Origin of the sequence: Paenibacillus sp. RC21, from assembly GCF_044907935.1 — a bacterium.
GTDB classification, from domain to species: Bacteria; Bacillota; Bacilli; order Paenibacillales; family Paenibacillaceae; genus Paenibacillus; species Paenibacillus terrae_A.
Genome location: NZ_JBIYCS010000003.1, coordinates 290,793 through 315,303 on the forward strand (window position 1 = coordinate 290,793; position 24,511 = coordinate 315,303).

Consider the following 24,511-nt stretch of genomic DNA (forward strand, 5'->3'; position numbering starts at 1 on the left):
CTGATCATGCCTGGTCGTTGGGCACGGGCTTTGCCGATGCGACACCTCGCGGAATGTCTTCGACAAGATATTGCTCGGTATCATCTGTATTGGACTTGTCCGCAGATCTGCGGTCGTCCTCTTCCACAGGATTCAAGGCTTTGTAGCGTTTATATGCCATATCCGCCTGAGACATGGGATCTTTATACATAACGGACCTCAACTCCTTTCGTCATTTTCATTCCCATCGGCACCATTCAGTAAATCCGTACCATGTAGAAATTCCGCTGGTGCGGAAGGGTCAATAGGGCTGTCCGGGGATAAATCATCGGCATCAGGAACGTTTTCCAGTGGAGTATCCGGTCCTTCGGTCAGGTTTTCCCAATTCGTTTCTGCATTTTGCAGGGAAGGCTCAAAATCGTTGTCATGAAGCTCATCATTTATATGATCCCGGTTTGCCATCGTACTCCAGCTCCTTTGTTAGTTTATTGCTTATTCCGACCTTACCCAAACGGCAGAACGATTAAACCTTGGGTTAGTGTGTCTGTACGAGGTTAAAATCATGCGAAATCGGGATGTTGCCATTCCCAATGAACGTTTTTTTCGGTAACTGCTGTGATATGATAAAGAGGACAGGAAATCATCATCAATCAATATGAAGATTTGACAAAAAATGATTAAAAAGAACATGATACCCTTCTTATGAAGAAGGTAAGAACATCATCGTATAGAATAATATTATTCCAGACGTTGAAAAATGATAAAACGTATACAATTTTGTAAATCCTACTATGTAACTTTGAGGTGCTTAACATGAGGCTTGTGCCCAAAGCTGTCGCCGCCCTGCTGGCGGTCATTGTAATACTGTTGTCGATAGGCCTACCCGCCTATGCGGCCAAAACGACCCCTGAAATGGAATACCGGATATCCTCCTGGGATATGAGATGGGGAGTGGAAGGGGAGGATGGATCACTTGATGAGGTGCGGGACCCAAGCAAAGTTTGGATGCATATTAATGATGATTCAGAGTTGTTCAAGCAGCCCGCGAATACCGGCTCTGCCTGGATTCGTCTTCAGCTTCCAACGCTGAATGATGAAACGCCAGCGGTGCTTTTTGAAAATATTTATGGCAGACATATTACGCTGTATAAGGACGGCATCAATTTTTATGAGTCCTATCGCGGATACAACTATGAAAATAATCGTATTCTGATCCCGCTTAAACCGGAAGACAGCGGTAAAACATTATACATATGGACGGAAAGCAGCAAGAACAGACTGGGCATTATCGGAAATGTGATGACTGGTGATTATCGTGATTTGCTGGGAACCTTGGTCAGAATGGATGTTCTGGATATCGTACTGGGCAGTACCTTTATATTTATAGCTCTGGTGTTGCTGATCTGCTCATTTTTTCTGTTCCGTCCAAGCATAGCAATGTGGCTGTCCTTAAGCGCAATCGTGCTGTCTATTGGTCTGATGATCGTGACGTATTCACCCTTCCTGTATACGTTCTATCGTAGCTACGGCAAGCTCTATTTACAGCTTTTTGATGTAGGGTTGTTTATTCTGCTCCCCTCATTAGCTTACTTTTTTGAACAAAATATCAACTCGATCATACTAATCCGCAAGTTTCGAAAATTACTAACCGCCTACTCCTTGTTCTGCTTTACAATGATGATTGTGAATTTAGGGGTACAGGAGCGGTTAAACGATATATATTATTTTTTCAGTGTAATCATCCTGTGTGTTTTACTCGTGGCATTACTTGTGTTGCTGGTATTTGCTTCGGTTCGCATGGCGCTTAAGGGAGACCACGAAGCGATCATTTTATCGATAGGATTTGCTTTTTTCGCAGTCATTTCCATCGGTGAGCTGACCTGGTTCTTTATTAGGGACGGACACTACAATATGTTTCTGTGGAAATGGGGCGTGTTCGGTTTTGTGCTGGCGCTGATTGCGATTTTGGGCAGAAGGCTGGCAGAAAAGCATAAGCAGGTGGTTCGATATTCCAGAGAGCTAGAGATGTTCAATAATGAGCTTCAGCGTTCGGAGAAAATGGAGATTATTAGCGATCTGGCTGCATCTGTAGCTCATGAGGTACGTAATCCGCTTCAGGTTACCCGTGGATTTCTCCAGTTGATGAGCAAGCAGGAGGATGGAAAAAACAAAGACTATCTGCATATCGCGCTGGAAGAGCTGGATCGTGCTTCCGGGATTATCACCGATTTTCTGACATTTGCCAAGCCTGAATTTGAGCAGACCAAAACGTTGTCCATCCTGGATGAATTTAAGCATATTGAAGGAATCATCAGTCCGATGGCTAATTTGCAAGGCGGCAAAATTTCTTTGGATATTCCCCAGGAAATCAAAGTGCGCGGGAATTCCTCCAAGTTCAAGCAGGCGTTCATCAATATTATTAAAAACAGCATTGAAGCGTTGCGAGATCAGGGTCATATTCATATATGGGCTTATGTGGAGAACGGGGAAGCTGTTATTCATATTCGGGATAATGGCGAAGGAATGGACGCGCAGACCTTATCCAGACTGGGTGAGCCTTACTTTTCCAATAAGACCAAAGGCACAGGTTTGGGCATGATGGTGACCTTTCGGATTATTGAAACGATGAACGGCAAAATATCTTTTACAAGTGCAAAAGGAGTGGGAACAGAAGCGACCATCCGCTTCCCCGTAGCCGGATAATATCCGGCTTTTTGTGCTAGGGAAAACGGAAGGAAGCTTGCTGAACCCACCCGCATGGTGTTTAAGGATTATAAAACCAGTAAGCTACAAAAACAAATTTACCACATGGAGCGTGGTTTTTGAGATGAAGCGAGCACACCTGAAGGGTCTGGAGGGATGACCAGATAAAATTGATCTGGTGTTTCCTCTAGTGTTTTGATTTGGATATGATCGGGGATAACGACTCCTAACACATCACGGATTGCAGACTTGGGATCTGTCATCAGTTTTTCTCTAAAACTGGCATCCTCCCACGCTTTTTGAATGACTTGTGTTTGAAGAACTTCAGTAGCCATCAAAAATCACCCTCTCATTCAATTGGTTATATTTACCTAGTGAGTATACCACGAAAGTCTCGTAAAAATCTAGCATTATTTCATATTTTTGGAGAGCCAAAAATCCAGTCCGCCTCTTCGCAAATGTGAACGTCCGGTTTCAATTTCTGCCGCCTCTTCACCCAGTTCTTCTGCGATCGAACGTGTGAACATACGCAGTCCAGGGATGTCAGGCTCCAGATTTTCCAACTGCTGGACCGCTTGATCAGCAATGCTCACGTAACTGGCAAGCGCCCCGCGTACATAAATCGCCTCCCGAATTTGCTCTGGTCCCAGTCCTTCGCGATAAGCTGTCTTCTGCTCGGCGCTGATGTGGGACAATAGGCAGTTGTAGCTATTTTCCTCCAAGTCCTCCGACCAGTCGGCCCAGTCATCCGACATTTGAAGTACAACCAGCGCTGTATCTGTCATGTCTGTAATGGCCTGGATCAGATCGGCCCGCTCAGAGAGCAGCAAAGCACCCGTGCCAGCCATTTTTAACGGACTGGCTTTCAGCGCCACCTGATGTCGTTCCCCCTGAAAAAAGTCCTTTGTTCCCTCAGATGTCACACTAACAGCCCATTCACCGATATACGTTCGGGCATACGTCCAAAAAGGAGAGGACGCCGGAAAAAGGTCCCGGTATAGGTCCAAACATTCGGTATAGAACAATTGGCTTAAAGCGAGTTGCATTTTGCGGTTGTCTGCTGCTGTATCCATCACATCGTCCTGAATCAAATAATGAGCCATGACGAACACGTTGCCGAGTGACAGCTTACGACAAATTTCGGGAGCCAGCCCGGTGAGTTCCTGCAGCCAGAACGGAAGCAAATAGCATATGTAGTTTCGCGTGCTGTCTTCCCTTAACGGATTAAAACGGGCCAGATAGTCCAAGCCCTGACTCTGAAATGGAGCAGGAAACGCGGCTGTCCGTTCTTCCGCTTGACGGAAAACAATTTCCAATTCATCTTTGTATGCAAAATACCACTCCATCGCTATCACCTGCATCTCTTATAGATAATTTTATAGCGATATCTAGTTGTTACCCGCCATTATAAAACAGATTGCAATTTTCAACATTTTGTTATTTTTACATTAAGGATTTTACGAAAATCTGTAGAGTGAATAAAAAAAGCAGAAAGAGAAAATATAGTATGAAAAGGACGAAAGAAGGGTCTGCATCATGAAAAATCAATGGAAATTGACCGCTGCTATTCTATATGGAGGGGTGATGATGTATGGGACTGCGGGGGCTGCCGGAGCTTCCGGTACCGAACCGGGCAACCCATTGCAAGCTCCTGCTCCCAACGCATCAACGCAAGGGGAAGCTCATCAGTGGAAGGTTGCACCACAGGATCATCACGGGCAAGGACATGTTCATAGACATGGACACGGACATGGTAAAGGGCCAGGCGGCTGGAATTACCATTTGAACGAGAAGATCGCCAAGCTTCTGGGTATCACTCCTGCCCGGTTAGAGAATGAGCTGGGACAAGGCAAATCGTTGGTCGATATCGCCAAAAGTAAAGGTATCAAAGAGGAACAGCTCATTGATAAGCTGAAAAATGAAATGACCGTGGATCTGAAACGGCTCGTGAACCGTAAAGGCCCGATTACATTCGACCGTAAGTCCGGGACTCCACATGAAGCCCAATTGAAGCAAGAGCCAGGGACCCCCTCAACCTCGGTTAATGAAAACTAAGTTAAAAAGTTAAAACTAGCATGATCCTTTTGTACTAAAAAAACCTTGAGAATGGCGGTTCTCAAGGTTTTCATATTCACCGGGCGGTCCGCATCGGATTCCTGCTCTCACAGGGCACCTTGGTCTGGCACAGTCCGCAGCCGGAACCCGCTTTGGCCTCGCCGCCGTTGAGCACCGCAAAGTCCCGCGATGCCTGACCGTACACAAATTCCATGCAGGCAATTTTGTCATGTCCGCCGTCCTTGCTGATGGCCTGCACAGGGCAGCGGGTTATGCACACACCGCAGATGCCCTTGCTGCACAGCAGGCAGTTTCCGGTATGGCCTGTTGCTGAAGATGTTCTGGCATCAGGCGACACTTTGAGATTGGTCACCACGGACAGCAGGCGGATGGCAATTCCTTTTTCGGTGATGAAGCCGTCATTGATACTGAAGGTGCCAAGACCCGCAGCATATGCAATGTGGCGCTCCGACCAGTTGGAGACCGGCCCCCCTGCGGCGCCATGGATGCTGTACCAATCCGCATCCAGCGGCGCAACCGCACGGTAACCAAGGCCTGTTAAATATCCCGTCAAATGCCGCCTTGCAGACTGTACAAAATATTCATCGCCGAAGGTTCGCAGCAGCGCCCATTCCCTGGAGGCTCTATCTTTTTGGGCACGATTAGCCTTGCGGATCGTCTCGCTGATCGGCAGCACAACGCTGATAACGGTGCCTCCATCAAAACTCCCCATTCCAAAGGAACGTTCAAATGCTTCCTGCGGCGTGGCGTGGTCGGGTCCCACCACTCTTTTGTACTCCTCAAACAAAGGATCATTGGCCTCGGCAAATTGAATAATCGGCTCCTCGTAATAAGGACTCTGCAGTTCTTCACAAACATTGCCTTTGTCTTCGCTCACATAGGTCTTCATCTCGGCTGCGATGATTTCTCTCATATCCGGTACGGATTCAACCATCCTATCCACATCCCTCTCCGTGGTTATTGTTCACAGCAAAGCATTCTTTCCTTAATACCGCGATAAACATTTCAATCTTTTTCGTGTATATACACGAATTGATCATCACCCCATGCCCATGTAAGAAGGTGACTAATCACAAACCCAAATCTTCAATTTTGGATAAGAGTGCGGTCAGTATCTGCAGCTCCCCGTTTCCCAATGACTCCTGCAAAAAACGCTGCGCCTCCTCCCAAAGCTCTGCTGCGTCGTTGTATGTCGTTCTTCCACTCTCCGTCAGAGTAAGGCAGCGGTTGCGACTGCCCTCAGCAGATGTATCCTCCACATATCCGCTATGCTCCAGCGCCTTCAAATTGCGCACAATCGTGGTTCGGTCGAGCCGCATCTCCAGCGCCAATTCACTTACACTTGCCGGTCCCAGCACAGTTAAGTGCTTGAGCAGTGAGAATTGGCTAATATTGAGTCCGCTTGGGGCCAGATACCGATCATACAGTCCCGTAACAGCCATTGAGGAACGGCGCAGATTGATGCAGGTACAGACTGAGGCTGATCGCTCCAGCGAAGATTGCTTGTTTTTCCTTGTCGTTGCCATAGGTTCTCCATTCTTTGCGCTGTTTCGTGTATCTACACTATTTCAAAAATAACAGGTTTTGTCAGAGAAATTTGTCACAGCAGTCGGCTCTGTCGGTCTTTCTGGTAGGACGCTTCTTTATGCTCATCTAAAATTTATCTGTAAAATTCTTGAGAAAAGCAACAAAATTTCGATTTGATCGTCTATGTATATAGATATCATTTTAGGAAAGGCTTGGAACAAAATTGTGGTACTAAATATCTGTAGGTCAATACATTTTATAAAGGAGCTATTCAAATGAAGAATTTAAGAGCAAAATATGCTACTGCTTTCCTGTCGAGTATAGTGCTTGTGGGCAGCTTGAGTGGCCTTTCTATGGCTAATGCAGGAACCCAAAATCCATCAGTATATCAGTCGATAACAAAATTTAAAAAGAGCGAGAGCCAAGGCCAAGCGATTTGGAAAGAAAAGAATATTACGGTAACGGCGAAAAAAACGGAGCTGAAAAATGTACCAGGCTCTGAAAAAAGCGTTATTACATCCATAACGATCCAAAAAGGAGAAAAGAACTACACAATTAAAACAGATGGTTTTGATGATAAGCTGCGTGATATATCGAGTATTTCAGTATCACCTTCAAATGATTGGCTCGCTATACAAACACGACGTAGCGCAGGGGAGACGGTGCTGCTTATGGATATGAAAAATGGAAAGCATCAAATATTAAATGACCAGTTAAGCGCTGCTGGCAAGAAAAATATTGAAACAATAAATTCCTATAATTGGTCACCAAAAGCAGACCAACTTGCTTTCTCATACGGAGATCCTGCCAAAAGCTCCATAGCTATTTATGATTCCCAAAAAGGTGCGTTTACTTTTTTACCTAGAGAAACAGATTACATTAGTACAAGTTTGATTTTATGGAATAAAAATGGGAATCAATTCAACTATATAAGTGAATATCCATCGGATCAAAAAAGACTGTATACGTACTCTATGATCACTAAAAAAGTGAAGACTGTTAAAAAATTAAGTGAAAAAGAATTTCAACAATGGTTAAAGCTTGATAAATACGAAGCAAATTGACGAGCAAGAAGGGCGGGAGTTGCTCCCGCCCTGGTTTTTTTAAACCTCGGAAATTGTAATTTTTCCTGAACTTCCGTTTGCCTCCAAGATTTGAATCAGTGCTTGCTGATCACTATTCGAGAGTCGGATACAGCCATAGGTTGGGCGTAATGGATACCAAGTAGCGGAAGAGCTTGGAGCAGGATCTCCACCATGGACCATAATTTCATCTCGACCGTTCTGTGCAGCAATTAGGAAATTCCCGCTTACTGCTTCATTTAGCCATACACGTTTGTAGGGGCCGTAAGAATACTCCGAAGAACCCTTAGCATAAACTTTACATTTAGCTACACCAGTAGGGATATCTGCATTTTTACGTTTCCAGTTGGTATGGTCGCCACCGTTCGCTTCATCATTTGACCCGCGCCCCAAAGCTTCGACAGGGCCAAATACCAGTTTACCGTTGTCGTTGTATACTTTCAGAATACCTTTGTAATCCCGATTAGCCGGAAAATTAGCAAGAATGTGAAAACCCATTGTTAGACGCCTCCAATTGTTTTATTGAGAGTGAATTTGATGGAGTCGCAAACACCAGAACGGCTCCACATTCTTTTTTGGTGTTTGTATCAATTTCGCTCTTCACTTAGATAGGCAATTTGGAGTCGATAAATACAACGAGTCATTAGTATTTTTTCAAGTTTTCTAAAAAATTACTCGCACGGTTCATATCATCCTTAAAAATGTGGATAATGGTGAGCGATGCCTATAACAGCTTTTTAAGCTGGGAAATACGACCTTGTGACACGCCAAGCCATTTAGCATAGTCGCCTTGCTTGGCTGTAGGATGCTCACTCATGAGTCTTCTTAGTTGTTCAGCCAGTTTTTTTGAAGACGACCGATTTGCTCTTTTTTCTTTGTACGGTTTCTTAACAGCAGGAGCAGGAATTTGACTCACACCTATGTTTCCTTTCAGGTCGAGTATGCATTTTTTACATAAAAATGAATCCCTGAAATAGGTTAAAGACTCAACCGAATTGCACAAGTTGCAGGCGACTCCAATATACTTCCGCATACTCAAAAATCCTGTTTCAACATCTACATAAAATTCTAAAGGATCGCCAACATCAATACCCATAGAGGTTCGCATTTCCTTAGGAACAACAATCCGGCCTAACGTATCCAAGGAACGTGTCATACCTGTATTCTTCAAGTGATCTTCTCCTTTTATTTTCTTAACCGTCACCTGCCTGATCAAGCATTTTTGGTATGAGCTGACTTACACGGGCTTTGGATGACTCTTGAGCATATATCTACAGCTTGTACATATAAGAGAACTCTTAAAGTAACTTAATCCCTCGGTAGATTGACAAAACTTACAAGACTGACCAATGTATTTTTTTAGGGATAGGATACCTTTTTCTTCATCTGTGAAAAATTCTATAGCATCATTTGCACAAATATCACAGGTTATGAGTATTTCTTTGGGAATTACGAGTCTACCAAAAGTTTCTAAATTCCTTGTCATTTTTACGCCCATCAACCAATACTCTCCTATTAAAAAGATAAAAAGCAATAAAATAAAAGCATTTATTGTTGTTCCAGAAGATGGTATTATCATGAATAGAAAAAATATTAACTATACTATAAGTTTTCCAATCCATTTTTTTGTTGAAATTTGTACTAATTTAAAGTTCACGCTGAAAGGGTGGTTTATCCATGGAAATCACACCTACGATACAGGCAGAAATTCAAACCTATCTAAAACGAAAAGGCTTAACCATGACCGAATTTGGTCGCATTATTGATTTGAATGTAGGTACAGTTAGTGGCATTGTGACGGGCAATCGTTCTATTTCTGTTCACCAATTGGATTGCATTACTGCGGGAATGAATTTACCCCTGGATTATTTTTACGAACGTTACATTGAAGAGTGCATTGAAGAATCTCCACTAAACTGGAAAAAAATCAGCCCATTCCTATACCGATGCATTGAGCTAGGGCGACTGGACTGCTTGCAGCGAGTTGTAATTCTGTTGTTGGATAACCTTACTTATCCGCCGTCGCTCTTTGAAGTTGCAGAAAATGTGTATAAAGACGGCTACAATGAAGCAGCAGCATACCTGTACAAGAAGGTGGCTGAAAGTGAGAAGCACCAGCATTCAGAGCGATTGGCGATCTGCCAGTATCGCCTGTTCCAAATCAACATCGGACATGATCGGGCTGTCAATCTTCAAGCTGCCACCGAATTTGCCCCTTTTGTTGATCGCTTGGACGAGATAGAGCAATTAGATGCTTTAAAAGATTTAGCAAACGTGTACAGATCATTAAGTTTGTGGGACAAGGTTTATGAATTTTCATCTCAAATGGGTCAATTAGGACAGCTCCAATATAATTTGGTTCACAACTCCAAGCGAAAAGAGACAGAGCCACGAAAAAAGCTAAGTAGGCCGCTGTTTGTATACATAACTTACGCCGAACTTCTGTGTGCTAGTGCTTGCGATGCAAAAGGAGATCATGAACAGGCATTAAAACACATTCGTCGTTATACCGATCTAAGTTGGGTGAAGGAGAAGGACCCTGATGCGCTTTATTGGAAGCAGCAATATCAGCAATGGGCGAAAATTAATACTTACGTAAACAGACTTATGTCTGGAGATGTTAGTGTCCTGTCGGATTACGTGGAGTACATAGCTGGTGAAAAAGAGATTCTTGCCGAGCTACTAAACGTCATTGAAGTAGCCAACCGATACAATGTGGATGTGGACCATATTCTACAGCGTTTTGAGTCCCAAATTGCAGCTTATCAGGAACCGTCATCTTCTGACATGTATACACAACAAGTTTTACCGGAAGAATACGTACGGTTTTGGTACAAGATGGCTAAGTACAGTCTAAATAAAGGTAGATATCCATATGGTTTCAAATGTCTGCTAAATGCATGGGAAAAGGCTGAATTCATTAATAAAGGACTACTTTCGCATAATTGTGCAATGTTATTTGAACGATTCAAAGCGTATGCCGTTTCTGAAACCCGAGATCAGTTGCAAAGTCTATGGGAAAAAATTGATCAAAAAGATGGTTTTCTTCTTGACGGTAACTAGCTTATTGCGGGTATTCGCAGTACCAGTGCAAGCTGGGAATCCAAGTTATGGTATAATCCAAACTAATGGACACGTTAGTGGATCTTGATCCAAGTAACATCTTCATATTCATTACAATGGACCAGCTTATTGCTGGTCTTTTTTTGGATTATTTTGTAATTTCTTGGCTCAAAAAAGGACATGAAGTATTTGTTCATTACCTCCTAAAATGAGATTCACTAGGAGGTATGCAGGATGAACAGGGATGAAACGTTAACGTTAATTCAGCAGATGGAATACGCCAGACAACACTTGCATGAGCTTTACGAAGAGTATGGCTTCGGACACGCTTGTGTACTTGAGCAGTCTATGCTTTTGGATGAACTGATTAATCAGTACAACCGTATGTTTCACCAGAAATCTGCCTCACTATGTTTAGAGCCAAATCATTGACAAGACGATGCTATATTCAGTCCATCCCCCCATTCTTTTTATTGAAAACTGTGACTTCTCCCTCATAACGTTTATCATTATTCTATATAATGACTTATTTTAAAATAAAATACATGTTCATGGAATAATATGTTAATAAGTTAGGGAGATGCATACTTTGCATTCGCAATAGTAGCCAGGCTGACATATAAAATGTAGAAAGTATAGCTGCTAAATGATATTGCTGTACTTTTGGAAATTCTTTATTAGTCATATAGCAAAATTGGAACTTATACATACTGGGGTTGATTAATAAAGACCATTCCTGTCTTGGAAAGAGGTGGTCACTTATTATTCATTCCATTCAATTAGAGTGAGTTAAGATCAGTTTAGGTACAACAAAATTTCATGAGAGAGAAGGCTATGAATATGAAAAGTATTAAAAAAGCTTCATTATTATCTGTTTTGTCTTTAGCCGTTGCCATTCCATTAACTGCTTCTGCTGCAGCTACGACCGATCTTGCACCAGCTACAACAGACTCAGTACAAGTGACTCAGTCTGCAAATGAATCGACAGATGTGAATACGCCAAAAACGGGAGATCATGTTATTACTCCTCAGGAAACTAAATCGGTGGTCAATAGAACTCTTCGTAATACAGAGCTTACAGAGGATTTTGAAATTCCCTCAAGATATGGATATGTTAAAGTATGGATACGTAATGACGGCGACCAACCAATTAAGTTTTCCGTAAATCAAGGTTCACCATCAGGTACGCAGAAGCTTTCTGGAACTGTAAAACCTGGCCAGATTTATAGTGAAGTTAGCTCGAATGCTTGGTCTACCGGTAAGTTTTATGTGAGCCTTACCTCAGGTAATGCTTACATGTCTGGTGAACTCGCAGTTCGTATAGGTACTTCACGGGGAGAATTGTAATTATCTCATAGTTGTTTTGAAGATGGATCAGGTCGGCCAATGTGCCGGCCTTTTTCATTAGAACAGGACATTCCCGAAATGAATCGGGAGTGTCCTTTTTTAGTGATATAGCCTCTCTTTTTCTATTAGCCAAGCTCCTGCGTGCTTTTGGAAGCGCGTTTGGAGGAAAGCGGCTGAAACCGAAACGGCCAGGTCAAGCGCTGTTTGCCTTTGGAGCCGACAATCCAGTTGCCTCCCGGCAGATGGGCAAACAGCCAGCTGATGCCGAGAGACACGCTTGCCACGACGACAAACGTAAGCAGTGTCGCCGTAAAATGATGATCGCCCAGTGAAAGCGGGCGGGTGAAGTAGGATATGAAGGCCAGTACGAGCGCATGGGCCAGATATCCCCCGAAGGAATAACGTCCGATCCAGTTCAGCATGCGGCGGAACGGCTCGGAGCGCTGGTCTTTTTGCAAATGGAGCAGCAGTCCATATAACAAAAGCAACTGTGAGACAATCAGCACAAAGGTACTTGGCTTGAGATAGGTGGAAATGTTCAGATTAATCGTATTGCCCGACTGGATCAGCATCGTGTGACCCATGAGCATGAACAGACCAATAAAGACAAATACATTCCACGGCAACGTCTGTTTGGCCAGCCCCCGCCAGGTGTCCGTCATATAAGCGCACACTGCGCCCAGCATAAAATAGAAAAAGTACATAATAAAGTTATAGGTGCGATAATCTAACAAGTCCTGCCAAAAGGACGGCAAACGGGTGCTCCATGCAGACATGTCATAGTAGGACCATTGCAAGAGCAGAGCATAGGCCGCCGCTGCTGTCAGCATTACAATCAGAACGAGCTGTTTGCGTTTTTTGGTGCTGTAGCGACGGAGGAACGCTTGTACATGCCCGGCTGCTTTTGCAAATAAGGGAAACAAAATATAAAACTGAAAAATCATCACCACAAACCATAGATGATATCCGCTGACAGGTATAATCATTTCCTCGAACATGCCCTTGTAAAAATAAATATTTCCCCACTGCGCCGTCGACCAGTTCTGGTTACATACCCAATACACAACCGTCCAGCAGAGAAAAGGAAGATAAATATCCCGAAACCGCCTGCCAATGTAACGGGGATAGCCAATCGGTTTGTTACCATTATAAAAAAGCAGCGCCGCAGACAGGAAAACGAACGTCGGTGTGCCAAAGCGTGTCAAATGGTACAGCATTGCGAGCATAACGGAATCCGGCTGCTGGATATCGCTGCGGTAAATATATTCACCAATGCAATGCTGAAGCACGACAGCGAGGTAGGCAAGACCCCGCAGTTCTGTCCACTCCGCGATACGCGGCTTGCTCATCCCTATCACTCCTTTTCCAAAAGAAATCGTATACCTTCTCCATAACACAATTTAGGTATTGTAACGCAGGAACATTAGTGCAGGATTAACGCTACCTGAAAGTAAGAGGAGTGGAAGTAGTTCCAATTTGATATGATTGCGTTTACAATCTAAGTGAATTCACAACTTTGGGATAGGTACAGAAAGGGGGGAGGAAGGATGAAAAAAACACTGGTGGTATATATTCTGCTGATTGCGGCCTTTGCGTTGTATGTGTTCAGATATGAACAATCCGGGCCGTTGAACGGAACCTGGGAAGAAAAAGGGCTACGCGGCAGCATTGGAGAAACGTATATCATGATTACGTTCCAGTCCGGTTTGGAGTATTGGAAAAGCGGCCTTAAGGGCTTTGAGGATGCCGGGGATGCGATGGGTGTGACCGTCGAGTATCGGGGGGCTACCCGTTATGATGCGCAGGAGCAGACGACCGTGATTGAGCAGGCGATTGCCCGGAAGCCCGCAGGGATTGCGATTTCCGCGATTGATCCACACTCGCTGATCCCGGCGATTAATAAGGCACTGGACGCGGGCATTCCTGTGGTGCTGTTTGATGCCGGGGCACCGGGCAGCCGGGCGTATTCTTTTCTGGGAACGGACAATTACAAGGCGGGTGTGACTGCTGCGGACAAAATGGCAGAGCTGCTGGGACGGGAAGGCGAGGTAGCTGTTCTGACGTTACCCGGTCAGCAAAATCATGAGGAGCGTTCCCGTGGTTTTCGTGACACCATTCAGCGGCAGTATCCTGCCATGAAGGTGGTGGAAGTGGCGGATGGACGCGGTGACGCAATGGTATCCCGGGATGAGTCGCTGCGGCTGATGAAGGCGTATCCGAAGCTGGCGGGGATTTTTGTGACCGAGGCGACGGGAGGAACAGGTGTCGGTGAGGCGATATTGAGCCAAAAGAGCCGTCGTCCGCTGAAAATCATTTCTTTTGATACGAATAAAGCGACCCTGGATATGATCCGTGGAGGGACGATCTCGGCAACCATTGCTCAGGGAACGTGGAATATGGGCTATTGGTCGCTTCAATACCTGTTCCATCTGCACCATCATTTGACGATTCCCGCTCCTTCCTCCTCCGGTGACAACGCCCCTCTACCTGTTCGAGTGGACACAGGGATATCCGTCGTCACACGGGCGAATGTAGATGATTATTATGCGAAATGATGATCAACGGAGATGGAAGCGTATACGCGCATGGTCGGATCAAAGGATGCAGCGTTTGCGCTTGCGCAATATGCCTTTACGGTATCAGCTCATGTTGTTATTCCTGTTCTTTGGCATCGTACCGTCACTGGGATTGGGTCTGCTGGTCAACTGGACGGTGGAACGGATTATTGAGCGGCAGGTGGAAGACCATACGATGCAGCTCATTGGCAAGGTAAATGAGGCATTGGATACCAAAATGGAAAATTTGCAGAACATGACGTATTTGATTGGCTTTAACCCGGATATAGGAGAGTTCTGGCAAGGACAGACGCTGGCTGACGGTCACACGGGTACAGTAGCGCAGTCGGTTGCGCAGGAGAAACAACAGGAGGAAAGGGCACAGGATACGCTGTATCGGATGAAGCAATTTTTGCAGGGCTTTACCACGTTATATCCCGAGATTGCGGGTATTCTGATCGTGAACGAACACGGCGACTATATTAGTAACGAAATGTATGCTCGAAGCACGCGCAGTCTGACCGAAGAGGACTGGTATAAACAGGCGTCGCAGCATGCAGGTATTTTTACCGTACTGGGACAGCCGAGCCATCGTAATGTGACGACTCATGTTCAGTACAAGGATAGCGAAATTGTGTCTGTCGTCCGGTCGGTGACGGATTCGGAGACTGGACGTGTGCTAGGCGTGATTATGATTGATCTCAAGCTACGGGCCGTGTCGCAGGCTGCCAGAGATGTAACCCTGGGCAAAACCGGGTATTTAATGGTGACAGATGCAGAGGGACGTAGCGTGTACATGCCGGATATGCCGCTGATCGAGCGTATTCCCCCGGAATGGTTCGGGGCAGGTGACAGCGGGATGTTTACTCGTGAAGCTGGAGGGAGAGAATTGCTGTTCATGTTCCGGGCTTCCGAGTTTACGGGCTGGAGAACGGTGGGTGTATTCCCGGCGCGGGAATCAACACTGGAGGTACGACAAATTCAATTCTACGTCGTCTCCTTTGTCTTCATTGTGTGTCTGTTCGGACTGACGGCATCCTTAAGGTTGTCGCGTTCGATTGCGCAGCCGATTTTCCGCCTGATGTCCTATATGCGGACAGCAGAAACGGGGGATCTTACGGTTCGCCAATGGAGTGACCGCGGGGATGAAATCGGGATGCTCGGCAGGAGCTTCAACCGGATGCTGGAGCAAATTCGCCGTTTGATGTCGCTTGGCGAACTAAGGGAGCGGCAGAAGCGGGATGCCGAGCTACGTAGCCTTCAGGAGCATATTAAGCCTCACTTTTTATACAATACTTTGGATACGATTCATTGGATGGCTCGTAAAAACGGGGCAGAAGACGTGTCCGATATGGTGGGGGCGCTATCGAGATTGTTTCGCCTCGGGTTGAGTAAGGGGGATGACTTTATTCCGCTACGCAGCGAAATTGAGCATATATCAAGCTATATGCAAATTCAGCAAACCCGGTATCGGGACAGACTTCGCTGGGAATTAAACGTATCCGAGGAATTAGGGGAGCTGTTCGTGTTGAAGCTCATGCTTCAGCCTGTGGTGGAAAATGCCATTTACCACGGCATCAAGGCCAGACGTGGTCCGGGCACGATTGGGGTCGAGGCGCGGATTGAGGGAGATAAGCTGCTGCTGACAGTACGTGATAATGGTGCAGGGATGACGGTGGAACGGTTGCGGGAGCTGCGGCATTTGCTGGAAGCACCGCTGGACTCGATGGAAGGACAACAGAAGCCAAATGGAGCCAGTGTGAATGCGAACGGTAGGAGCTATGGCATGCTGAATGTACAGGCGCGTATCCGGCTATCTTTTGGTGAGGAATATGGAATTGTATTGGACAGTGAAGAAGGGGCAGGTACCTGCGTTACGATCATTCATCCGTTGCTGCGGGATATGGCACAATTGAAGAAGCCTCATGAAAAAGGAGCGGATCAGGATGACGAAATCACACACCATCGGCACCTCGACAACGACGAGTCTGACGGACAAGACCATAACGGAAGTGACGACGATGACGGCAAAACGTTACACAAAAAAACGCTATCAGGTACTGATCGCAGATGATGAGCCGATCATTCGTGAGGGCATACGAGATTGCGTAGACTGGACGGCTCTCAACATGGAGGTTGCGGGTGAGGCGGAGGATGGCGAAGAAGCGCTGGAGCTGGCGGTACGGCTTGGCATCGACATTTTGCTGGTCGATATGAATATGCCGTTCATGGACGGAATTGAGCTGATCCGACGGCTGCGGGAAGAACGCCCGGAATGTCGGTGTCTGATCATTTCTGGTCATGATGAATTTGCGTATGCGCAGGAGGCTGTCCGACTTGGCGTGGAGGATTATATATTGAAGCCGGTCGATGCGGAGCAGCTTCACGCTGCGCTGTCGCAGCTCTGTCAGCGGCTGGACGAAGAGCGCAAGCGTGCCGCCTATGTAGAACAGGCCGCCGGGCAGATTGAGCGGAATATTCCGCTGCTGCGCCAGCGCTTTTGTCTGGAATGGCTGGAAGGGCAGAACACGGGAAAAGACGTGATGGAACAACTGGCGTTTTTACGTCTTCCAACCCGGCCACCCGTTCAGATCGGCGTGGTACGGTGGCCTGCGGCAGAGGCGCGGCAGACGATTATGCGTGAGAATGACCGCCAACTGTTTCTTTTTGCTGCTGAAAATATCATTGGCGAGCTGTTGGAGGGCCTGCCGCATGTGTTGTTCCGCGATGCAAACGGGCTGATCGGCATATGCCTGTGGCAGGAGGCACCCGAAGCCATCGGCGCAACGATGGAGCAGGCTATTGGTCGCTACCTGAACATAGCGGTTCATACACATGTGGAGCGAAATGCCCGGGGGCTGGAAGGTGCGGTTGATGCGTTCCAAGTGTGCCGTGATCGTGTGTACGGCGAATCGCAGTTGTCTCCACTCGTACGCCGGGCACGGCAGCTTATTCAGGAAGGCTTTGCGGACCGGGAGCTGACACTGGAATCCCTCGCCTCGCGTTTACAGGTATCCACCGTGTATCTCAGCCGTGTGCTCAAAAAAGAGCTAAACGATAGCTTCGTGACCCTCGTCACGCGCGCCCGTATTCGCAAAGCGGTGCAACTGCTGGACTCCACCACGCTGTCAATCCACGATATCGCAGAGCGCACAGGATACGACAGCCAGCACTATTTTAGTACGGCTTTTAAAAAGACCATGGGTGTTTCCCCTGTTCAGTACCGCAAAGGCGGTGGGATCGGCGTAATCGCGTCGGATCAGGAGTGAGCTGAAAAATGTGTGTGTAATCACACCTGCGCGTTGGGGGGTCTGTTACGCTGTGGATAACGAACAAATATCTATCAATATTTGGAGGAAAACGATATGTTTTGTTATCAGTGTGAACAGACGCCGAGTGGCGGGTGTACCGTAGTTGGAGTGTGCGGCAAGAATGAAACGATAGCGAGCTTGCAGGATACGATGATTTTTGCGTTAAAAGGCATTGCGGCCTATGCGACACATGCTCGACAGTTGGGCTATAGCGATCCAGAGGTGGATCGTATCACGCATGAAGCGTTATATATGACCTTAACCAATTCTAACTTTAATGTACAAGAGCATTTGGACATGGCGATGAAGGTCGGAAATGCAGCCGTACGGATTATGGATGTGCTGGATCGCGCGCATACGGATCGTTTTGGCATTCCGCAGCCGATTACCGTCAGTCAGAATAAAATTGAAGGCCAATGTATCGTCGTGACCGGACATAATCTGTATGCGCTGGAGGAATTGCTACGGCAGACCGAAGGTAAGGGCATTAATATCTATACCCACTCGGAAATGCTGCCTGCCCACGGTTATCCTGCGTTGAAGAAATACGCACATCTGAAAGGCAATATCGGCAAAGCCTGGTACGATCAGCGCAGACTGTTCGAGGAATTTCCAGGCGCGATTCTCGCCACGACGAACTGCGTGATGCCGATTAAAGGCACATATGCAGATCGGTTCTTCTCTTATGAAGTAGCCGGGCTGGAGGGCGTCGCCAAGATTACGGACGACGACTTTGCACCGTTGATCGAGCGCGCGCTGGCACTGCCACCCGCAGATGTAGAATCTGAGCAGGTGCTTACGACGGGATATCATCACGAGACGGTCATCGGACTCGCTCCCGAGATTATTCAGGCGGTTAAAGACGGACATATTCGCCGCTTTTTCGTTATTGCAGGCTGTGACGCACCAGGTAAAGGCGGCAACTATTACCGAGAGTTGGCCACTTCCTTGCCGAACGATACAGTTATTTTAACCACGTCCTGCGGCAAATTCCGCTTTAATGACGTGGACTATGGCACCGTGGGGGACACGGGGATTCCACGTTATATTGATCTGGGGCAATGCAACAATTCCGGTTCTACGGTGAAAATCGCTCTGGCGTTAGCAGATGCTTTCGGTTGTACAGTGAATGAGCTGCCAGTCAGCATCGTGTTGTCCTGGTTTGAGCAAAAAGCTGTTGCCATCCTGCTAGGCTTGTTCAGCCTCGGCATGCAGGATATCCGCATCGGGCCGAAGCCGCCCGAGTTTATTTCTTCTGGCGTGCTGGATGTGTTGGTAGAGCTGTTTGGCTTAAAGCTGATTACTACCGCGGAAGAAGATATGAAGGCGATGCTGGCATTGTCGTAGGGGCGACAAATGGTTACAACTCCATGAGAAGTCGTGTTATTGCACGGCTTCTTTTATTTGCTTATCTTTGTGGTAAGTCATGAAATGACATGATTATAGAATGTTCAACAATTTATTACATTAATTTTATGGAACATATTGGTACTAATGCACTATTTCATCATGTGGATAATAATGGTTAAATGAGTATGTGTTGAATACAATGTGTTCACACAGAAAAATTAAAGGAGATTGAAAAAATGAAAAAGAGATTTATTGCAGGTATGCTGGCAAGTAGTATGTTGGTACCCACAATGGCTTTTGCAGATGAGGTTACAAATATAAATGATAGTTCTTCTAACAACTTATCAAGTGGATTAATGGACAGCGTTTATAACAAAGATGAGATTGCTGAAAGGCTCAACAACGCGATTATAGAGCTGAATGAAGCAAAGAAGTCAAATGAAGGAGCTCTTAGTTTTGATAAAGAATTATTGACTGATGAGTATACAGCTAAAATCAAGAATTATAGTGATGAAGAATTGAAACAATACCTTTCTCAATTTTTTGTAGATAAATCTGCAATTGAAACCAAGTTGGTCAATATTAAAACGATACCTGAGGATGACAACATCATAAAACCAACTTACAAGACATACAATAAGAGGGAAGCTGAAGTATGGACTGGTGTCCCATCGTTAGGTTGGTGTTATGTGCATATTCAGTACAACATTTTAATTGGGGACTCAAGTGACGGAAGAATGTACGATGGCTTATTTATGAGAGGGAAAGTGCTTACCAGTTGGCAAACGGGCATAGCTGTCGCAAACAATTGGAAACATCTTGATGGAGATGTTAGGGCTCTCGGGAATAGCGCTGATATCACAGCCAGAGGCTTATTAACATGGGGAATTAAAGGTACACCACTCAGCTATTCTCAGGACATTACAGTATTATTTGAGGATAGCATACACAATTATTAATAAACTTTTACGGCAGGTGATTCATGAATTTTCTCAAAACCAAAAAGTACTGGATTTTAGCATTTCTAATTATGATGGCCTCATTAATATACCCTTCGACATATGAACCTCAAGGATCGAGTAGCCCCGAATCAGGAAGCCCTTTCAACGAGTATAGTTATGGGTTGCTGTTTCCCTTTCTGACTTTACGTACAGCTCAGGTTGTAACAGGTAGTCAAAATGTATTTAGAATTGGTATAGAGGCCGAAAACTACTTCTTTGGTATGGGTGACTTTCTGGGTTCTTTTGTATTCTGCTTTGTACTTTCATACCTGATTATAAAGCTGTATAACAAAATCTTTAAATGAGCATTATTCTCGATCATTTTATGTAAACTTTTTCAAAGAATCCCCCCTCCTTGGGGGGATTTCGTGTACCTGGAGTAAGTAATCACCGATCTGACACCCAGTGAATGCGAACGTAGCTACTTATGGATTAATGTTCATCAATTCTTGCAAATATGTCCGTAAGAATCTTCAATGCCAGCTCAGTATCTTTGGATTCACGAGTTCTTAGCAGAGTCAAAATACTTTTTACACTCAAATCTTCTTCGGTAAGCTCATCATTTTCCTTTACATATGTAAGCAACTGATAAACGCCCACGTTCAATGCCTTCGCTATTTTCTCCAGATTTTTCAAAGATATATTTCTCTCTGCGCGTTCAATAAAACCGATATAACTCGAATTGAATCCTGCTTTTTCAGCTAAAGCTTCTTGGGAAAGCCCTTTGGACTTCCGAATATCCCGAATGCGTGTACCGACTAAATCTAAAAGTTCAGACATGTTTACACCTCTCTATAGTAAGGATTTCACAAAATTCGATTCCAATCGCTCCAAAGTGCAATATATAGACGAACTAGACCCTTTCAATCTATATATTATTTATTGGAAGTCGCTTATTGGATTTTTGCAAAATCTTCTAGTTAGAAGTGTAGAGAAAGAGTTACTTCTAATTAATAACTGTTAATAAGTAAATTGAATTAAAAACTACTATATAGTAATATTTATTATAAAGCTTGTCCGATAGCTAGAAATTTGTACATTTTGATTGTTCTTTATTGGTACTACGATGCCCTCACTGTTCATTAAATTAAAATTCAGGAGTTGACTCCCCGTGAAAAATTACTCCTTAAGCAACCACCTACATAGTGATCCAGATTCCATACAGCCTAATCCTAGCGATCCCAACATATTGAATTGCATGATGGATTTTCAAAAGCTGGCCCAATATCAGATCAAGCTTGCACAGATCATGCGCAATCATCATCAATTTCACAACTGCCTCATTCTTTGTGACCGGGCGATGTTTTCTATGGCTAAGGCCGTTTATGTTCATCGAAATCAAATCATTCTATCCTCCATTAACCTGTCTATAACCGATATGCCAACTTTAATCCACACGGATGCTGAGCCGAGTTTGGATATGGTGCTGTTTATGGGTACAGTGCATTACCTTATTTCCGCAGAGGATCATGCACATAACAAGCCGATGAAGCTGGAGGAGGTCGATAGGCTTCTTTTTAGAACGGACCATATTTTAAACCGTTTATCTCGGCGAATTATAGCTGATCCTGCTGAGCGGTATCAATCTATTTTTATAAAGAATCAGTCCATGAAGTAGTTAAATCATATGTTAATAATACCCAACCTTTTCTCACAAATGATATAATGGCGAAAAGGAAGTTGTTGGCTGCAGCCTAAGGCTCCACAACAGAAAGGGTGTTATTTCAGATGCCTACATATAATAAGCTGGTGCGGGATCGGATTCCGCACATCATTACGTCTCAGGGTAAGGAATGCCGAACGCGTATTTTGGACCCGGAGGAATATAAGCAGGAGCTGAGAACAAAGCTTCGTGAAGAGGCAACGGAATATTTTGAAGCGGCAAAAGATAAGGACGCGCTGGAAGAGCTGGCGGATTTACTGGAAGTCATCCGGGCGCTGGCAGAAGTACATGGGGCAAATGCGGCAGAACTGGACAGGCTGCGGGCAGACAAAGCCGAGGCACGGGGTGGCTTTCAGGAGCGGGTGTTTTTAATTGATGTCGACGAAGCTTAATGTCAAGCTTATTACGGACAATTTGGCGGATGAGCTGATCTCCGGGATACAACATGCCTCCGGGATTTATATTATGACTTCTTTTATTATGCAATCCGGAGTAAAGCTGTTGGCTCCACATCTAAAGCAGGCTGTAGAACGTGGCGCAGAGGTACGGGTGTTGGCGGGGGACTATCTATATATTACGCAGCCGGAAGGTTTGAGGGCGTTGTGTGAAATAGATCATCGGGTTGAGGCAAGATTGTGGCAGAGTAGGGGGACGTCTTTTCACCCGAAGGCGTATTTGTTCGATTATGACAATGGAGAAGGTCTACTGGTAGTAGGCTCATCCAATTTCTCATTCACCGCATTGAAGACGGGGTATGAATGGAATCTTGCCATGGACGCACAGGCAGAACCTTACACATTTCAGACAGCTTTGGACAAATTTATGCAGAGCTTTTACCATGAAACGACTCTTCCAGTAAATGAAGATTCTATTGCTTATTATGAGGAGGAATACGAAAAGGTTCACCGGAAGAACCCAGAATTGATTCGGCATATAACAGACATGGAAGAGGCCGAAATCGGGTTGGGACTGGTGGAGAATTCGTCTGAACAATCGGATGAGCAGTTGCTTACACCGATTGAGCCACGTCCTGCACAGATAGCAGCATTGGAGGCTCTTGAAGGAACGCTGGAAGAGCAATATGACAAAGCAATGGTTATCATGGCTACCGGATTGGGAAAAACGTATCTGGCCGGCTTTTTTGCTCGACGGTTTCGGCGTGTACTGTTTGTTGCGCACAGAGAGGAAATTTTGTTTCAGGCGCAAAGATCCTTTCAGCAGATTATGCCGGAACGTACTTACGGGATTTACAACGGGCAATTCAAGGATGGGGAAGCAGATTGTGTGTTTGCGTCCATATATACGCTCGGGATGAGAAAGCACCGTGAGGGATTTGAGCCGAATACGTTTGATTTAATTATAGTAGACGAGTTTCATCATGCAGCGGCACCCTCGTACTTGTCGGTAATCCAGCATTTTCAGCCCGAATTTTTGCTGGGTATAACGGCAACACCGGATCGGCTGGACGGCAAGGATGTATATGCGTTATGTGATGGAAATGTAGCCTACCAAATGCATTTTATTGAAGCAATTCGACGAGGCTGGCTGGCACCTTTCCAATATTATGGGGTATACGACCAAACGGACTACTCGAAAATTCACTGGTTAGGTACAAAATATGACGATGTACAACTTGCGGCAGTACAGCTTCAGGAAGAACAGGCGGAGAAAATCTATAATGCATGGCTTCGGCACAAGCAGACACGGACAATCGGGTTTTGTTCGTCGATACGACAGGCGGATTTTTTGGCAAATTATTTTCACGGTAGAGGCGTGAACGTATTAAGCTTGCACTCACGAACTGTACAAATGTCCCGAGAGGAAGCGATTCGGCAGTTGGGAATGGGCGACCTAGAGATCGTATTTACGGTTGACCTCTTTAATGAAGGTACGGATATTCCACGTGTAGATACGCTTTTGTTTGTTCGACCGACAGAATCAATGACCGTATTTACTCAGCAGGTGGGTCGTGGTCTGCGGCTGGCTAAGGGGAAAACGCATTGTGTCATCATTGATTTGATTGGAAATTACCGGAATGCGGATGTGAAGCTGAAACTTTTTGCTGGACCAGAGGAAGAGGATTCCAAAGGGAAAAAGCGAGAAGCTATCGTACCAGAGGTACCTGAAAGCTGTGCAATCCAACTTGAGACACAAGTTGTGAACTTGCTGCAAGAGCTAAGTCGCAAAAGGATGCCCCACCGTGAAAAGCTGCAACGGGATTTTCTGGACTTGAAACAGGAATTAGGACGTATTCCTACATATCTGGAATTGCACTTGCTTGGTAATTCAATAAGTAAGGCGTACCGGAATGAGTTCGGTTCCTATGTCGGATTTCTCTACTGGGCAGAGCTTCTGTCTGAACAGGAAAAAGAAACCTATGTCCGCCATGAGGCGTGGCTGCGGGATGTTGAATGGACTGTCATGAACAAAAGCTACAAAATGATCGTGCTCCTCTATATGCTGGAACGCGGGGAAGCACGCTGGACAGAACCAGTAACACCGGAGGGAATGGCATTATTTTTCCATACGTATATTACGGAAAAGGAATATCGGAGACAGAAGGATTTTGCCGATAAGGAATCAACAGGTTTGTGGGAATGGAATGCGTTGACTGAAACGAAGGTAGCACAACTCATTTCAAATATGCCTATGACCAAGTGGAGTGCGGCGAAAGGGAGCATGACGCGATTCGAGGACGGTGTATTTACACTTGCCTTTAAAGTAAAGGGCGCCGACGAACGCGCGCTACTATATCAATGGACGAAGGAAATTTGTCTATATCGGTTGCATGTTCATTTTGAGCGGAAGTCGAAGGAATAGGTGTACAGTAGGGGCTACCCATGTCGGGTAGCCT

General features: G+C 45.4%; 24 protein-coding genes. 14 read left to right on the top strand and 10 right to left on the bottom strand.

Going from position 1 to position 24,511, the window contains the following annotated elements; all coding sequences use genetic code 11:
• Positions 1-4: 4 nt before the first annotated feature.
• Both ABIA61_RS11045 and ABIA61_RS11050 read right to left on the bottom strand, forming a co-directional pair.
• Positions 5-190, bottom strand: a complete 186-nt coding sequence (locus ABIA61_RS11045; RefSeq protein WP_044648047.1) for a hypothetical protein — start codon at positions 188-190, stop codon at positions 5-7.
• 8 nt (positions 191-198) lie between these two features.
• On the bottom strand, positions 199-441 hold the full coding sequence (locus ABIA61_RS11050; RefSeq protein WP_283654881.1) for a hypothetical protein: 243 nt from the start codon (positions 439-441) through the stop codon (positions 199-201).
• A 351-nt stretch (positions 442-792) separates the two neighbouring features.
• On the opposite strand from ABIA61_RS11050, the gene ABIA61_RS11055 reads away from it, so the two are divergent.
• On the top strand, positions 793-2,682 hold the full coding sequence (locus ABIA61_RS11055; RefSeq protein WP_283654882.1) for a sensor histidine kinase: 1,890 nt from the start codon (positions 793-795) through the stop codon (positions 2,680-2,682).
• A gap of 98 nt (positions 2,683-2,780) precedes the next feature.
• On the opposite strand, the gene ABIA61_RS11060 is transcribed toward ABIA61_RS11055, so the two are convergent.
• Together ABIA61_RS11060 and ABIA61_RS11065 are read right to left on the bottom strand one after the other, a co-directional pair.
• Positions 2,781-3,017, bottom strand: a complete 237-nt coding sequence (locus ABIA61_RS11060; protein WP_014280157.1) for an NHLP leader peptide family RiPP precursor — start codon at positions 3,015-3,017, stop codon at positions 2,781-2,783.
• 75 nt (positions 3,018-3,092) lie between these two features.
• The gene (locus ABIA61_RS11065) at positions 3,093-4,028 is read right to left on the bottom strand and encodes a hypothetical protein (RefSeq protein WP_404580723.1); all 936 of its coding nucleotides are present in this window, start codon (positions 4,026-4,028) and stop codon (positions 3,093-3,095) included.
• A gap of 190 nt (positions 4,029-4,218) precedes the next feature.
• On the opposite strand from ABIA61_RS11065, the gene ABIA61_RS11070 reads away from it, so the two are divergent.
• On the top strand, positions 4,219-4,737 hold the full coding sequence (locus tag ABIA61_RS11070) for a hypothetical protein (RefSeq protein ID WP_283657658.1): 519 nt from the start codon (positions 4,219-4,221) through the stop codon (positions 4,735-4,737).
• 76 nt (positions 4,738-4,813) lie between these two features.
• Here ABIA61_RS11070 and ABIA61_RS11075 read toward each other — a convergent pair whose 3' ends face one another.
• Positions 4,814-5,692 (bottom strand): (Fe-S)-binding protein, encoded by an 879-nt coding sequence (locus tag ABIA61_RS11075; RefSeq protein ID WP_404520371.1) that lies wholly within the window; start codon positions 5,690-5,692, stop codon positions 4,814-4,816.
• A 136-nt stretch (positions 5,693-5,828) separates the two neighbouring features.
• A complete protein-coding gene (locus tag ABIA61_RS11080) occupies positions 5,829-6,284 on the bottom strand; it encodes a MarR family winged helix-turn-helix transcriptional regulator (protein ID WP_283654885.1) in 456 nt (151 codons plus the stop codon).
• A gap of 276 nt (positions 6,285-6,560) precedes the next feature.
• On the opposite strand from ABIA61_RS11080, the gene ABIA61_RS11085 reads away from it, so the two are divergent.
• Positions 6,561-7,349 carry a hypothetical protein gene (locus ABIA61_RS11085; RefSeq protein ID WP_283654886.1) on the top strand — a complete coding sequence of 263 codons (789 nt, stop codon included), beginning with the start codon at positions 6,561-6,563 and terminating at the stop codon, positions 7,347-7,349.
• 39 nt (positions 7,350-7,388) lie between these two features.
• On the opposite strand, the gene ABIA61_RS11090 is transcribed toward ABIA61_RS11085, so the two are convergent.
• Both ABIA61_RS11090 and ABIA61_RS11095 read right to left on the bottom strand, forming a co-directional pair.
• A complete protein-coding gene (locus ABIA61_RS11090) occupies positions 7,389-7,865 on the bottom strand; it encodes a L,D-transpeptidase (protein WP_283654887.1) in 477 nt (158 codons plus the stop codon).
• A 226-nt stretch (positions 7,866-8,091) separates the two neighbouring features.
• On the bottom strand, positions 8,092-8,538 hold the full coding sequence (locus ABIA61_RS11095) for an AbrB/MazE/SpoVT family DNA-binding domain-containing protein (RefSeq protein ID WP_283654888.1): 447 nt from the start codon (positions 8,536-8,538) through the stop codon (positions 8,092-8,094).
• A 506-nt stretch (positions 8,539-9,044) separates the two neighbouring features.
• Between ABIA61_RS11095 and ABIA61_RS11100 the strand changes: the two genes are divergently transcribed.
• The 3 genes from ABIA61_RS11100 (at position 9,045) to ABIA61_RS11110 (ending at position 11,777) form a co-directional block, all read left to right on the top strand.
• Positions 9,045-10,430 (top strand): helix-turn-helix domain-containing protein, encoded by a 1,386-nt coding sequence (locus ABIA61_RS11100; RefSeq protein ID WP_283654889.1) that lies wholly within the window; start codon positions 9,045-9,047, stop codon positions 10,428-10,430.
• 234 nt (positions 10,431-10,664) lie between these two features.
• Entirely contained in the window at positions 10,665-10,862 is a 198-nt protein-coding gene (locus ABIA61_RS11105; RefSeq protein WP_283654890.1) for an aspartyl-phosphate phosphatase Spo0E family protein, read from the top strand.
• Between the two features lie 408 nt (positions 10,863-11,270).
• Complete coding sequence (locus ABIA61_RS11110; protein WP_283654891.1) at positions 11,271-11,777, top strand: hypothetical protein; 507 nt, start codon at positions 11,271-11,273, stop codon at positions 11,775-11,777.
• A gap of 125 nt (positions 11,778-11,902) precedes the next feature.
• Here the strand turns inward: ABIA61_RS11110 and ABIA61_RS11115 are convergent, their stop codons facing one another.
• Positions 11,903-13,126 (bottom strand): acyltransferase, encoded by a 1,224-nt coding sequence (locus ABIA61_RS11115; RefSeq protein ID WP_283654892.1) that lies wholly within the window; start codon positions 13,124-13,126, stop codon positions 11,903-11,905.
• 198 nt (positions 13,127-13,324) lie between these two features.
• Here ABIA61_RS11115 and ABIA61_RS11120 point away from each other — a divergent pair, with 198 nt between their 5' ends.
• The 5 genes from ABIA61_RS11120 to ABIA61_RS11140 all read left to right on the top strand — a co-directional run bounded on the left by ABIA61_RS11120 (position 13,325) and on the right by ABIA61_RS11140 (position 19,952).
• On the top strand, positions 13,325-14,332 hold the full coding sequence (locus ABIA61_RS11120; protein ID WP_404580724.1) for a substrate-binding domain-containing protein: 1,008 nt from the start codon (positions 13,325-13,327) through the stop codon (positions 14,330-14,332).
• Positions 14,313-16,406 (top strand): cache domain-containing sensor histidine kinase, encoded by a 2,094-nt coding sequence (locus ABIA61_RS11125; RefSeq protein WP_283654894.1) that lies wholly within the window; start codon positions 14,313-14,315, stop codon positions 16,404-16,406. The genes ABIA61_RS11120 and ABIA61_RS11125 overlap by 20 nt, the downstream gene beginning before the upstream one ends.
• A complete protein-coding gene (locus ABIA61_RS11130) occupies positions 16,354-17,601 on the top strand; it encodes a response regulator (protein WP_283656211.1) in 1,248 nt (415 codons plus the stop codon). Before ABIA61_RS11125 ends, ABIA61_RS11130 begins: the two co-directional genes overlap by 53 nt.
• Before the next feature lie 96 nt (positions 17,602-17,697).
• Positions 17,698-18,990 (top strand): hydroxylamine reductase, encoded by a 1,293-nt coding sequence (gene hcp, locus ABIA61_RS11135; RefSeq protein WP_283654895.1) that lies wholly within the window; start codon positions 17,698-17,700, stop codon positions 18,988-18,990.
• A gap of 239 nt (positions 18,991-19,229) precedes the next feature.
• On the top strand, positions 19,230-19,952 hold the full coding sequence (locus ABIA61_RS11140) for a hypothetical protein (protein ID WP_404580725.1): 723 nt from the start codon (positions 19,230-19,232) through the stop codon (positions 19,950-19,952).
• Positions 19,953-20,426: 474 nt separating this feature from the next.
• Here ABIA61_RS11140 and ABIA61_RS11145 read toward each other — a convergent pair whose 3' ends face one another.
• The gene (locus ABIA61_RS11145; protein WP_283654897.1) at positions 20,427-20,774 is read right to left on the bottom strand and encodes a helix-turn-helix domain-containing protein; all 348 of its coding nucleotides are present in this window, start codon (positions 20,772-20,774) and stop codon (positions 20,427-20,429) included.
• A gap of 418 nt (positions 20,775-21,192) precedes the next feature.
• Here ABIA61_RS11145 and ABIA61_RS11150 point away from each other — a divergent pair, with 418 nt between their 5' ends.
• From ABIA61_RS11150 to ABIA61_RS11160, 3 genes are all read left to right on the top strand, one after another.
• Positions 21,193-21,612, top strand: a complete 420-nt coding sequence (locus tag ABIA61_RS11150) for a hypothetical protein (RefSeq protein WP_404580726.1) — start codon at positions 21,193-21,195, stop codon at positions 21,610-21,612.
• 110 nt (positions 21,613-21,722) lie between these two features.
• Positions 21,723-22,049 (top strand): phosphoribosyl-ATP pyrophosphohydrolase, encoded by a 327-nt coding sequence (locus ABIA61_RS11155; protein WP_404580727.1) that lies wholly within the window; start codon positions 21,723-21,725, stop codon positions 22,047-22,049.
• On the top strand, positions 22,033-24,477 hold the full coding sequence (locus ABIA61_RS11160; protein WP_404580728.1) for a DEAD/DEAH box helicase family protein: 2,445 nt from the start codon (positions 22,033-22,035) through the stop codon (positions 24,475-24,477). Before ABIA61_RS11155 ends, ABIA61_RS11160 begins: the two co-directional genes overlap by 17 nt.
• The last annotated feature ends 34 nt before the right edge of the window (positions 24,478-24,511 follow it).

Excerpts from the sequence above, each read along its gene's own strand:
- ABIA61_RS11045 (WP_044648047.1), bottom strand. The coding sequence starts at position 190 with ATGTATAAAGATCCCATGTCTCAGGCGGATATGGCATATAAACGCTAC.
- ABIA61_RS11050 (WP_283654881.1), bottom strand. The coding sequence starts at position 441 with ATGGCAAACCGGGATCATATAAATGATGAGCTTCATGACAACGATTTT.
- ABIA61_RS11055 (WP_283654882.1), top strand. The coding sequence starts at position 793 with ATGAGGCTTGTGCCCAAAGCTGTCGCCGCCCTGCTGGCGGTCATTGTA.
- ABIA61_RS11060 (WP_014280157.1), bottom strand. The coding sequence starts at position 3,017 with ATGGCTACTGAAGTTCTTCAAACACAAGTCATTCAAAAAGCGTGGGAG.
- ABIA61_RS11065 (WP_404580723.1), bottom strand. The coding sequence starts at position 4,028 with ATGGAGTGGTATTTTGCATACAAAGATGAATTGGAAATTGTTTTCCGT.
- ABIA61_RS11070 (WP_283657658.1), top strand. The coding sequence starts at position 4,219 with ATGAAAAATCAATGGAAATTGACCGCTGCTATTCTATATGGAGGGGTG.
- ABIA61_RS11075 (WP_404520371.1), bottom strand. The coding sequence starts at position 5,692 with ATGGTTGAATCCGTACCGGATATGAGAGAAATCATCGCAGCCGAGATG.
- ABIA61_RS11080 (WP_283654885.1), bottom strand. The coding sequence starts at position 6,284 with ATGGCAACGACAAGGAAAAACAAGCAATCTTCGCTGGAGCGATCAGCC.
- ABIA61_RS11085 (WP_283654886.1), top strand. The coding sequence starts at position 6,561 with ATGAAGAATTTAAGAGCAAAATATGCTACTGCTTTCCTGTCGAGTATA.
- ABIA61_RS11090 (WP_283654887.1), bottom strand. The coding sequence starts at position 7,865 with ATGGGTTTTCACATTCTTGCTAATTTTCCGGCTAATCGGGATTACAAA.
- ABIA61_RS11100 (WP_283654889.1), top strand. The coding sequence starts at position 9,045 with ATGGAAATCACACCTACGATACAGGCAGAAATTCAAACCTATCTAAAA.
- ABIA61_RS11105 (WP_283654890.1), top strand. The coding sequence starts at position 10,665 with ATGAACAGGGATGAAACGTTAACGTTAATTCAGCAGATGGAATACGCC.
- ABIA61_RS11110 (WP_283654891.1), top strand. The coding sequence starts at position 11,271 with ATGAAAAGTATTAAAAAAGCTTCATTATTATCTGTTTTGTCTTTAGCC.
- ABIA61_RS11115 (WP_283654892.1), bottom strand. The coding sequence starts at position 13,126 with ATGAGCAAGCCGCGTATCGCGGAGTGGACAGAACTGCGGGGTCTTGCC.
- ABIA61_RS11120 (WP_404580724.1), top strand. The coding sequence starts at position 13,325 with ATGAAAAAAACACTGGTGGTATATATTCTGCTGATTGCGGCCTTTGCG.
- ABIA61_RS11125 (WP_283654894.1), top strand. The coding sequence starts at position 14,313 with ATGATTATTATGCGAAATGATGATCAACGGAGATGGAAGCGTATACGC.
- ABIA61_RS11130 (WP_283656211.1), top strand. The coding sequence starts at position 16,354 with ATGACGGCAAAACGTTACACAAAAAAACGCTATCAGGTACTGATCGCA.
- hcp (WP_283654895.1), top strand. The coding sequence starts at position 17,698 with ATGTTTTGTTATCAGTGTGAACAGACGCCGAGTGGCGGGTGTACCGTA.
- ABIA61_RS11140 (WP_404580725.1), top strand. The coding sequence starts at position 19,230 with ATGAAAAAGAGATTTATTGCAGGTATGCTGGCAAGTAGTATGTTGGTA.
- ABIA61_RS11145 (WP_283654897.1), bottom strand. The coding sequence starts at position 20,774 with ATGTCTGAACTTTTAGATTTAGTCGGTACACGCATTCGGGATATTCGG.
- ABIA61_RS11150 (WP_404580726.1), top strand. The coding sequence starts at position 21,193 with ATGATGGATTTTCAAAAGCTGGCCCAATATCAGATCAAGCTTGCACAG.
- ABIA61_RS11155 (WP_404580727.1), top strand. The coding sequence starts at position 21,723 with ATGCCTACATATAATAAGCTGGTGCGGGATCGGATTCCGCACATCATT.
- ABIA61_RS11160 (WP_404580728.1), top strand. The coding sequence starts at position 22,033 with ATGTCGACGAAGCTTAATGTCAAGCTTATTACGGACAATTTGGCGGAT.